General features: G+C 69.8%; 2 protein-coding genes (1 of these 2 only partly in view). Both read right to left on the bottom strand.

Annotated features, from left to right (window positions below):
* Positions 1-24: 24 nt before the first annotated feature.
* Positions 25-3,216, bottom strand: coding sequence for a hypothetical protein (locus tag OG332_RS33070; RefSeq protein ID WP_327416870.1), 3,192 nt, complete (start codon positions 3,214-3,216; stop codon positions 25-27).
* A 77-nt stretch (positions 3,217-3,293) separates the two neighbouring features.
* On the bottom strand, positions 3,294-11,751 hold the end of the coding sequence (locus OG332_RS33065; protein WP_327416869.1) for a hypothetical protein. It continues 25,790 nt past the right edge of the window; only the last 8,458 of its 34,248 coding nucleotides appear in the window; the start codon falls outside the window, past its right edge — the gene reads right to left on this strand; its stop codon occupies positions 3,294-3,296.

Below are 11,751 nucleotides of genomic sequence, written 5' to 3'. Positions count from 1 at the left end.
CGTGTAGCAATTCGATGAATCCGTTCACCAGGTCCCGTGGCCCACGGCCAGTTCGTCGAACAGGACCCGTGTGCCGCGGAGGATCTCGTCCGTCGCCTCGGGGCGGGACCCGATCAGTGCAAGCTGCAAGAGATCGAGGTCGGGCTCGATCCCCCACTGGCGGCGCATTTCGACGGCGTACCGCATCAGCGAGTAGGCCGTGCCTGCCGTGAGGGGAACACTGTCGAGGGAGGGACGGACGTTGAACGCCCAGGCCATCGCGTCGGCGCCGCGCCCTCCGGCGCCCACGGCGGGCGGGCGGGCTCCGGAGGGGGTTCCGCTCCGAAGGACCTGGGGTGGTGTGAAGGGTCCCAGGAGATCACTCAGCAATCCCATCTCCAGCGCGCTGAAGAGGGTGCCGAAGTCCTCGTTCAGGCCGTCTCGGAAGCCAAGGCCGGCGACGGCTGCCATTTGGGTCTCCGTCGCCCGCAGCTGTACAGCTTCCACCACCCGGTGCAGCTCTCGGTTCGCCTCTACGTCTCGGCCTATGTAGGCAGCCGTCCACTCGTCGACTAGGTTCGCCTGCTCCCGCAGTCGGGCAATGAGAGCCATGGCATCCGGGGGGCCGTCGTCCACCGCTGGGCGTCGCTGCGCATCCAGGGCCCTCGGATCGTAGGTCTGGGACAGCGATGTGCTGTCCCGGTCAGGCGAGGGAGTCTCCGCCTCTTGCTCTACAAGGGAGGGAGCGGCGTACTGGTCCAGTATGGAGTGGACGCGGTTGTAGGTGGGTGCCAACGACGGAGCAGTGGACAGTCGGCCCAGCATCGCTACTCCGTAGTCGTGTTGGGTCTGTACTCGGAGTCCGGGTGCTTGCAGTCTCGTGGTCTCCTGGCGGATCAGTGGATGCATGGGGATGGGGGCCAGGCCCGCCAGGGGTGACGCCGTCCGGTCGTGGATCTGCCGTAGTCGGTCCGTGGTGAGGCCGACACGCTTGATCTTGGCCTGTGCGGCCAGCTCGAAGAGTTCTGAGCGGTGTGCCTGGGACACCGGCGTGTCGGGCGCGAGGCCGAAAACGCGGTGGATCAGGGGGTTGAGGTGTTCGGGCCGTGGGGCCCCGTTCTGGTCGAACTCCCGGTGCAGCAGTGCCTGGAGCTGCCTGCCCGCGGTCAGCAGCCGCTTGTCGGGAAGACCGCTGCCGCCCAGGGCGTCACGCACGAAGTACACGGTCTCCTTCGTCTGGAGGGCTTCGCGGGGGGTGACGGCCTGCGGGTCGCGCTGGCGGAAGAGCTGGTTCTTCGGCTTGTGCACGCCGATGTCGACGGCGAGCGTGCTCAGCTGCTCGATGGTCAGGGAGAGGACCGTGTCAAGCGTCCCGTCCGTCGAGCTCGCGAGCTCGTACCCCGAGTCCAGTGATCCGTCGGTGCTGCCCTGCCACGCCTCGCGCTCGGGGCGCAGTGCGAAGTCCCGTACCAGCTCGAAGTGGCGGGTTTCCACGGCGGTGTTGCCGGGCAGCGGGTCCAGGTTCTGGCGCCGGGCGAGACTCGTGGCGAGGGCCTCCTGGAAGGCTCCCAGCACGGTGTCGATCCGCTCGGCGGCGGTCCGCAGGTCCTCCTCCTCGTGGATCCGGGCGGTGAACCGGATCGCCGGGGGCCGTATGCCCTGGGCGATCCGCCAGAGGCCGACCTTGGCGATCTCCTCCGCGATCTTGCCCAGGCGCTCACGATGGAAGTCGCTCAGGCCCTGTGGTGCGCCGGGCATGGCCGTTCCCTCCATCTTGGCGTCGTTGTGACCGCCCTTGACCAGGACGACCATGGGGTTGGCGAACACCGAGTCGTCCGGGCCGGCCCACGTGTCGAAGAAGCTTTCCCCCGGGCTCCGCCCGTGCATGGTGAAGAACCAGCCCTCGTTCGGATCGCCGTACGTGTCCACGGACAGCTTGCTCATGTGCGCGATCGCCGCAGTCATCGTCCGTGCTTCCTGCGCCACCAGGGCGTCCCTGGCCGCGACCGGATCGGCCTGCGCCGACGGGTCCGCGTCCAGAGCGGCGATCTTCCCACGCAGGGTATGGATCAGCCGCAGCGTCTTGGCCAGGTGCGTACGCGTGGCGCGCTTGGGATCCGCCGGGACCGCCGGGACCGCCGGAGCCGCCGGGACCGCCGGAGCCGCCGGGACCGCCGGAGCCGCCGGGACCGCGGGGGCCGCGGGGGCCGCGGGGTCTGCAGGGGCCGCGGGGGCTTCCCACCGGTCGAGTTCGGAGGGGGGATAGTGCGCCAGGTTGGCCTCGACGGCGTCGCGCATGTCCTGGTTGAAGTTTTTTCGTGAGGTGAACATCTGCAGGGCGATGTGGTGGTTCTCGTCGCCTGCCACGACCGGCGCGAAGTGGTAGCCGGCCGTCTGCTGGACCGCGGGCGTGTCCGGACCGGTGCCGTGCGCGTAGTCCTCGTCGTAGAGGCGGACATTATCGGTCACCGCATGCGCGAGCGCCTGGACGACATAGCCGTCACCGGGCTTCTGGGCGATGGCCGACTCGTTGACACCGATCTTCTGGATCAGCTCCCACCAGCGCCACGCGGCCTGCAGATCATGCTTGGCACGGAACAGGGCCTGCCCGTACTCCCTGCCCACGGCAGGCCAGTCCTGCTCAACAGAGTTCCAGACATTGTCCAGAAGAGCGCGGCCCCACTCCACTCCAAGGACGTCCCGCCGGCCTTCGGGTGCGTGGAAGGCCTCCACCAGCCCCTGCGCCAGGTAGGCGGGCCCGGAGATCTCCTTGTCGTGACCGAAATGGGCCAGAGGCGCGGCGGTGGCCGCGGTACCCCCCTCCGCGAGGGGCCGGGCGTCGTGCAGCACCAGGTTCTGGTGCTGACCGCCCAGGATCTTCGCGGAGAAGTCACGCGTCAGGGAACTCTTCTCACCCCGTATCTCAGGCGTGACCCTGTACAGACGCTTCAGCACACCGTCATGCGCGAACTCGGCATACGTCGAGTGATCAACCTTCAGCGTGAGCTTCGCGCCGGTCAGGCCGAGGTGCCTGTGAGCGTCGGCCACCACCTCCTCCGTCGCGAAGAACTCCCGGTTCTGCCCCCCATGGACGGCCAGAGCCAGGTTCCCGTCCCCCGCAACCGCCAGCACGGGATGCTCCTGCACCTCCACCGGACGCATCGCCACGAACCGCGGGAAGACATCGCCAGCCTCCTGGCCCGGGGCCACACCCGTCCGGCTGGACAGACGGTACACAGACGGCGCCTCGGCCAGCTTCCGGGCATCGGGCACATCCGGCCCCCCAACGAACGGCGACGTCAGCGTGTAATCAGTCACCAGCCGCCGGGGCCGGGCAGTGCCATCCGTGAACACCTCACGCCGGCCCAGCACCCCGCCCAGATCCGCCGACCCCACCCCGGCGAACCTCTCCCGACCCCCGGATCCGGCTCCGTCCCGGGAGGCACGTCGCCCAGCACCTCCATCGGACGCGGCGGCGCGGACACCGCGGTCACCCGCAAAGGCCCCTCCTCCAGACCAGCGGGATCAGCGACGCCCACAGGCGGAATCAAACCCACCATGTAGCGCCCGTCCTGGAGGACCAGCAGCACAGTGGGCCCCCCCGCACCCCCCAGGTGCCGCACCGAAGAAGCGTCCTCCAGTTCCGCAAGGGCGACGCGGAACCCCAGCTTGCGGCCCATCAGGTCCGCCGCGAGCTCACTCACCAGACCGTCCCGCCTGTCCTCCCGGCCCAGCAGGAGACGCGCCTGGTCAGCCCGGCCCAGCCTCGCATCCCTGACCGTGACCGCACCCCCCTGGAGAGCGGCCTGGGTACGGACGACCACACTCGGCTCGACACCGGCCTCGAAAAGCTCCTTCAAAGTGAGCGACCGCCTGGACTCCAGGAGGGACGCCCCCGCCGGGATGTCCGGCTCGGTGACCGAGCGGCCCACCCACGCCAGCACCGCCTCAACGTTCTCAGGCAGCATCGCCTGCGGGTCAAGGCCCAGTTCACGACCGGTCGCCGTGTCAAACAACTCAGGCGCCGAATACAGCACAGCGTGCACGACACCCTCAACCAGACGCTTGCCGAGACCAGCCACCTCACGCAAACGCACCTCATTCCCCCCGAAACGCACAACCCAGTCCCCGGAGACACTCCGAACACGACGGGACTCAGGCGTCGGCAGCATGCCACCACTCCCGACAATCCGCTCGATGACAAGGCTCTGCGGCCGCCGCGACCTCCGGTCCTGACCACGTACCGACCGAACCAGACCAGCGAAACCGTAAACGTTGACGAACTCCGCAGACGGACGCGACGGCATCGCCTCCATCGTGACGAACACGCGACGGTCACTGGTCCGCTCATTCACACCTTGAGAAGGCGCCAGCAGGTCGAGCGCCTCGGCCGCGAGGTCGGCCTGTGCGGACATCCAGGCACGGACACGGTCCGTGACCACGGCCAACGCCCGGTCAATGCCCGCCCTGAGTTCGTCTGTCGGCGGCCCGCTCAAGAGGTGTACGAGGTCAGCGGCCAGCGCCCTGAAGTCGGGATCGGTCAGCAGTGATTCCGGAACGCCGTTCGAGATCCCTTGGCCCCGCTCCATCGCCAGGTGCCGGATCGCGGCTCTCATCAGCCACTCACCGTTCCGGTCCCCCAGACGGCTCGCCTGCAGGAAAGCGTGGAACAAACGGTCGTCCGGAGAGACGTACCCGTTCACCGCCGTCAGGTACGGCGCCTGTAGCTCGCGTCGGGCCTCGGTCTTCCACGCGGGGATGACAAGCCGGGAGGAGATGCCGACCGCGTCGGCCGACCCGCTTCCCGCCAGCACCGAAGCCATTGCCGTGTGGTTGCCGGCCGTGTCCCCTACCACGCGCCCGCCGTTGATGCCGTACCGCTCGGCGTACAGGCGGTGGTGCGGGAGTGTCCGGGCCGGGGCGAAGTGCTGTCCGGCCCACTGGTGCAGGCGTGATCCGTCCGTCGCCAACGCGGTCGTCAGCGCGTCATCGGCCGTGCCCACACCAGCGCTCTGACCGTCGGCCAGCACCTCGGACAGGGACTGGACACCCGAGCGCACCGCCCAGGCCACAACCGCCCCCCGGAAACGAAGCTGTTGCTCCGCATCCGCCCCCAAAGCCCGGTAGGCCTCCATCAGCGCCAGCGCCGGCCCCCGCCTGCCCCCCGCATAACGGAACCCGCGCGCGTCATGCGCCAACCGGTACAGCCCGCCGTCCCCGCCCGGCGAAACCACCGCCGGCCTGGTGATCAGGCCCGGCACAGTCGACACCAGCGACGTGGGCGCATCCGAGTACACCGCCCGCGCGAACGCGTCCATCAGCGCAGCCGCACCCGGCTCGGAGCCGATGAACTCCCGCACGGACCACGCGCCCTGCGGCACACGGCCTCCCCCGGGGAAGAAGGCCGCATTCGCCCCGTCCGCACCATGGATCCGCGTCAGAACATCGAGCAGGCCCATGATCGCCCCGCTCACGACCTCGGCCGAATCACCCCCCGCAGCCTCCTCCGCCAGCGCCTGCTCGTACTCGAAGCTCAACGCCCGCCACCGCCGGTCCGCATAGAACGACGCGAACCTCACCGAGCCCGGGGACGCGGGCAGCGCAACGGGCGACGCCTCCGGCCGCCGCCCCGGACGTACCACCGTCCATCCCGTGGCCCGCCCCCGGACATCTTCCAGAACGTGAACGACAGGAAGATCCAAAACACCCGGTGACCCGCCGGTCGAAGTCGCGGTCGCGGGGGGGACGACTGCGATGCGGCCCTGCGGCCGCAAGACCGTCAGGCCACTACGCTCAGCGAGCCGCCGCAAAGATGCGTCCATCGCGGCCGGACGGCCGACGGGGAAATCCGGAGCACACGCGATGAACATGAGGGTGTGGAAGCCCGCGGCTGCCAGCCCGCCGTCCACAAGATCCCTCGCCCACGCCCACTCCGGGCGGACGGGGCCGTCGACGGAAAGCCCGGAGACCAGGGCGTCCGCCGTCCGGCCGTGCATCGCGAAGAACGCGGTGCCACTCCCCCCGGCGGGCATCGCGACCCTCACCGCCACAGCCTCACCCGACGGCGCGACGCTCCACTGCTCGTAGTGCGACACCTCCCGCAGACGCCGATACGCCTTCTCCCGCAGCCCGAAATCCCTCTCCCCGAACACCGTCCAGACAAACGCCCTCCCGCCACCGTCCGCCAGAACACGCAGCTGCGGACCCTGCTCCCCGAAACCCCCTGCAACCGGGCCGTTGACCAGCCCCGCAGACGGACGGACCACCGCGGAAGCGGAAACGGAAACGGAAGCGGAGGCGGAGGCGGAGGCGGAGGCGGAGGCGGAGGCGGAGGCGCCGAGGTGGAACACGGGCGCCGGGTAGCCAGGGGCCGTCCAGTCCACCACCGGCACAGCATCCGGAATGTGGGACTGCGTACGTCCGCCGGGATGATGGACGAGCCAGCCGCCCGGCGTCCCGTCAGGAGCCTCAAGAAGATGCACGTAACCGCTCTGAGCACCCTCCGCCGCGGTAGCGGCCGCCCCCCAACGCGGCTGGATGACCGCAAGACCCGTGGCATCACTGACCAAACGACCGACCGCGGAATCCGCCGCTCCCGTGCCACGCTGGAGCAGCACGATGACCGTCCCGGAGGAAAGCGTCGCCAGGTGCGGCCGGCCCATGACCGCACCCGCGACATCCGCCCCCCGCAAAAGCCTTGTTCCTCCATCGGCGAGGGCCACGGCCAAATGATCACTGTCCCCGTTCCCCGCCAGAAGGAAACGCGTACGTGACTCCAGCGGCATCGGCACCAGCCGGGACACGAGGCGGCCATCCGCACCGCGGCTCCACTCCACATACGTGCCGGCCCCGGCCGCCTGCCGCAAAGCCGGCTCACGGCGCGCGAACTCCCCCGGGCTGAACGACGCCTCACCCAGGACCTTCCCCTTCACATCACGCACCACGTGCATCACAGCCGACACCGGCCACCCCGGCGCCGGAGCCAGTGCCGGCCGGCCCAGCCCAAGCCGGTTCCCGGAATCCCGCAACGCACCGGAGCGCACCATCGCGGCCGCCGAGCGCAGATCCATACGGACCACCACCGGAACCGGCAGCGGAACCTCGACCGTGCCCCGAACCTCCCCCGACCCGACACCAAGCCGCGGACTACGGCCCGCCTCCAACCGCAGATCCACATCAAACTGGACCAGCACAGCAACAGTGTTCAACCGCGAAAGCGGACTATGCCCCGACCCAACCCCCGAACCCAGACCAACAGCACCGCCAAGGATCGGCCCGCCACTGTTCTGCTGATCGTGCACGTCCGGTTCCCGGTAGCGAAGCCAGCCCCCGCCGAAGGCCGAGGGGCCGCCCGACTCCCCGTCGGAGGTACCTGTCCCGAAACTGCTCTCGACGAGCGTCGGTACGTCCGTACCGGCTCCGCCGACGATCTCGAACTCCATCCGGTCGACGGGCCCGAGAACTTCCCCGTTGGTGAAGCGGGAGTACAGGCGGACACTCACGTCGTCGTCGATCAGCAGCCCGGAAACGAACAGGTCGGGCAGCCGCTGGCCTGCGATGAGCCCGGGCAGTGCCGCGGTCGTCCACTCGGTGGAGAACAGTCCCTCGACCGCCTCCGACGCACTCGTCCCGACGGTATTGACCTCTGCCCTCGTTCCCAGACCCACGGCCAACTGCCGCAGAGCTGAACGGAGCAGCGGGGTACCGCTGCTGCTGTCGACCTGGGCCTCGGCCGGCAGTCGGATGCCTTGCCCCTGCCAGTCCTCAAGAGCTTGCGAGCGGCTCATCGGAAGCCAGAGCGATGCGGCCGGGACCCGACCCGCCCGAACGCGGGTGAGCGCGTGCAAGTCGGACTCCAGCATGTCCTGGAGCAGATAGCGATCGTCCTCCCCCTGCTCAGGAGCATCGAGTTCGACAACCGCATCCGGCGTCAAGTCCACCCCCAAGCCCGCCTTGAACACCTCCAGCCTCGCCTGCACCGGGTAACGAAGGCGGACCATTTCGACGTCGGAGGAGACACCGACGCGAACCGAGTTCTCGTACTTCCGTTTCAGTGCCTGCCTGTTCGTCCGATTCGTCTCCGCTCCGGCGGAGACGAACGGGGCCGGTGAGCCACCGCTGTAGCCGTCCTCACCGTTGAGAATGATGACGGGCAGGGCGAACGCTCCTCCCTGCTTGACACTGCTCGCCCCACGGACCAGCGTCTCCTCTTGGGTGGCGCTCTGCGTGAGCTCCATGGTCGGGCGATCGTCCGGGCGGCCATCGAAGGTGCCTTCGCCACGGGTCACCGAGAACCTGACGACGTAAGCCGGGCTGCCGTTCCTCCCGTAAAGGGTGACGGTGCTGCCACCGTCCAGGGCACTGGCAAGCCTCGACTGGCCTCCGATCGTGTTCAGCAGGTTGGTGAGCCGCTGCGTGTTGCGGTAGCGGTCCGCGACGAGTTGTGCGGGCAGCAGTGGCGTGTGGTCCCTGCCGCCCAGAGTCGCCAGCCGTGTCCGCAGGCCCGACAGCAGCCGGCTGAAGTCCGGCACGTGCGCGATCCGGCCGAAGCCCAGCGGGCCCCCGTGCGGCGGGCGCAACCGGGCCACCGGATCCGGGGCGGAGGTAGTGGCCGACGTGTTGAGCAGCGCGTCCGGTCGTGCGTCCAGGCCGAGCTCCCGCACCTGGGCCTCGGAGAGCCAAGCGGACATGGCACCGGGTACCCTGCGTCCCCCCCAGGCGACCGACGGGGTGCCGTCACGCAGCGAGGCCTCGGCCACCATCAGGACATCGAGATCGGCCCGGACCAGGAACATTCGGTCACCCTTGACGGAGGCGGTCGTGCGTTCGATGCTGCCGCCGATGCCGTACGAGGAGGCCCGTGACCAGCCACGAGCCGCGCCGGCCGCCAGCCCCCCGAACATCCACAGGGTCGGCATCGCGACGCCCGCGCCGCCCACGAACCCTCCGCCGGAGAGCGTGAACCCGCCTCCGCGTGCCGAGCCCGCACGGTGTCCACCTGCGTACACCTGGTCGAGCGGCGGTGTCGTCACCGCGCTCTCCTTGCCACCGGCCTCCTTCTTGCCGCCGGTGACGTGCACGACGGTGGGGTGCACCGCGTGGAAGCGGACGCCGACCGCCCCGCGGATACTGCCCAGCCTGCGCTCGAAGCGCAGCCCGTCGACCACCCAGACGTTGCGGGTGGCGAGCGGGAAAGCGGCCTCGACGGCCTCGGGGCTGAAAGCGTCCTCGACGAGGATGCCAGGATCCAGCTCCGGTACGCCGAGCGCGCTGTCGCCTCCCGCCGCCTCGGTCAGCAGTTCCCGGGCCATGTCCACCACGGCCTGGTCGGCTCCTGTGTCCTCCATCCACAGCCAGTCGGTGACCCTGCTCTCCTGCGGCCGGGCCGCCCACCGGGTCTCGTACATGTCAGCGATACCGCGCGCCGGGAGGACCGCGATGGGGATCGGGAGCTGCCGCTCGCGGACGAGCCCGGCAGCGGCCGCCGGCTGCTTGAGCGTCAGCGCGGTCGGTGCTGTCAGCATGACGGGTACGGCCGCGAGGGACAGGGCCTCCGGCGAGGCGGTGGTGTCCAGATGGACGGTGGACACCGGGGTCTCCCGGCCCGGGGCGCCCGGAACGGCCATGCGCTGCCACTGCCGCGGCCGCCGGACGGAAGTGATCTCCACGTCGAAGACGAGCACCGACTCGAACACGCTCACGGGGTCCTGACCGGCAATGGTCGTGCCCGTCATACGGTTCGCTGTCAGAGCCGACTGCGATTCGCGCATGCTGTAGGCACCGAGGGCACCGGTGGCTGCGAGGTAAAGGTGGCCGGGAACGGGTTTGACGCTGAACCGGGCCCGGAGGGAGGCGCCCATCTGGCTCGCGGCCGCTCCCTGGACGTCGGTGTTCAGGCCCGACACCATCAGGACCGACCAGTCCTTGATGTCACCGCGGTACGCGATGTCGTCGCGCAGCCGGCCCGTGACACGGACCAGGAGGTGTTCCGTGTCGTTCCAGTGCTTACGGCGCAGCCTGACCGCGACGCCGGAGGTGAGCAGTTTCTGCTTACGGGTCATCAGGTTGACTGCGGAGAGCGTGGTCGTCAATGCGCGATAGTTCTCCCGCATGCGGGTTTCGTCCGCCTTGGGGGCCATCCAGGTGGACCGCTGGTCGGAGGCGTCGAAGCCCGGAAGGTAACCCGCCAGCGCAGGCAATTCTCGGAACCGGCCCTCGATGGCCGCCACGAGCTGGCTGGTGTCCAGCCCGACGAGCCTCGCGCTGCTCCCCAACGGGCCCGCGGGCAGAACCCGGTCGAAGCCGGGGTGATCGAACAGTGGTGAGGGGGTCATGCCTTCGGGCAGCGGCAGACCCAGATGGGCCGCCTCCTGCGCACTCATGTGGAACCAGACGGTGACCTCCGCCTCGCTCGGCCGGTTTCCCGAGCCGGGGCGAGTGCGAGGACGCGGGCCCATGCCGCTCACCTCGACCCTGACGCGGGCCTGGTAGGACACCTGGGGTGCCAGGATCTCGCTGCCCTGGACGGCGACGGTCTGGGTGCCCGATGCCGCTGACCGGCTCCAGCTCGATTCCAGGCCCGGCTGCAGGAACACCCGCGCCCTCGGGCCGCCCGCCATGACTCCGATGGCGATACCCGGGCCGACCGCGATGCCCCATCCACCGCTCTTCGTGACCTGCGTCGTACGGCCTAGGGCCGACTCGTGGAAGGGTGCCATGCCCCGAAGGTCGGAGCCGCTCACCAGGGGCCGGGGTACGGCGGCGCTGTCCTCGAAGAGGGGGCCTGCCACGGCGGCGGGACCGTCGGCGGCCGAAGCCGCAGGGGTCGTTCCCGCTCCGCCACCGAGCCGGGTGAGGGGCGCAACGGCGGTGATGGTTGCCCTCATGCGGTAACCACCGGTGATCGTGTCGTGGGCGCTCGCCATGTCCTGCGAGGGGACCCAGTCCGCCAGCATGCGCGGCAGGTCCCGGACGAAGTTCTCGGAGGAGGCTGCCTCGTACGCCACTGTCCGTCCCGGTGCGCCATGGCTGATGACGGAGGGGTGGACCTGGCTCTGGATCGCTCCGAACAGGCTGCCGTTGCCCGGGTACGGGCTCCCCGTGTCGGCGGACAGCGGTGTGAGTGACAGGGCCACCTTGAGACGGGCCGCGACAGCGGGAGTGAGAGGGGTCATCCGCGGCGGCCGTGCCGTCACTCCGACGGGCACGAGTTCCTCGATCGCGACATGCGCCACGACCGAGCCCTGGCCCTCGCGCATCAGCGGGTGCCGTACACCGGCCTTCTGGACGCGCAGCTGCCACATCACCTGGCGGGGTACCGCGACCAGGCCGTTCTGAGAGACCAGGATCCGGCCCTCTGCGACGGCCAGCGACCGGTCCGTCCGTGTGGACCACTGGCGGACGGGGACGTTGACGTTGGCCATGGCACCGGCGAGGAAGAACGGATTGTCGGTGGGGAGGAGAAGCATGCCCGCGTAGCGCAGGCCCACGCCCCGGGTGGAGCTGCTGCCGAACGCGCTGGCCGCCTCGGTGGCCCGCTTCACGCGGTTGTGATCGCCGGCCCGGCCACCGAGGTCAGCGGCGGTGATCAGCGTCCGGGGCTCCTGGGGGTCACGGCCCATGGTGACGGTGACGTCGTACCAGCCGTCGCCCCCCCGCACCTGGAACGGCTTCCCGTGCCCCAGGAACACCTCCGGGCCAGCGGTGATCGCGTCCAGGATCGCGTCGGGAGACCCGTTCGCGGTCAGCGCCCGGACCTCATCGGCGATCCAC

Origin of the sequence: Streptomyces sp. NBC_01233 (genome assembly GCF_035989305.1) — a bacterium.
Classification (GTDB): domain Bacteria; phylum Actinomycetota; class Actinomycetes; order Streptomycetales; family Streptomycetaceae; genus Streptomyces.
The sequence above is the reverse complement of the archived record's forward strand: the minus strand, read 5'-3'. Positions and strand labels throughout refer to the sequence as shown.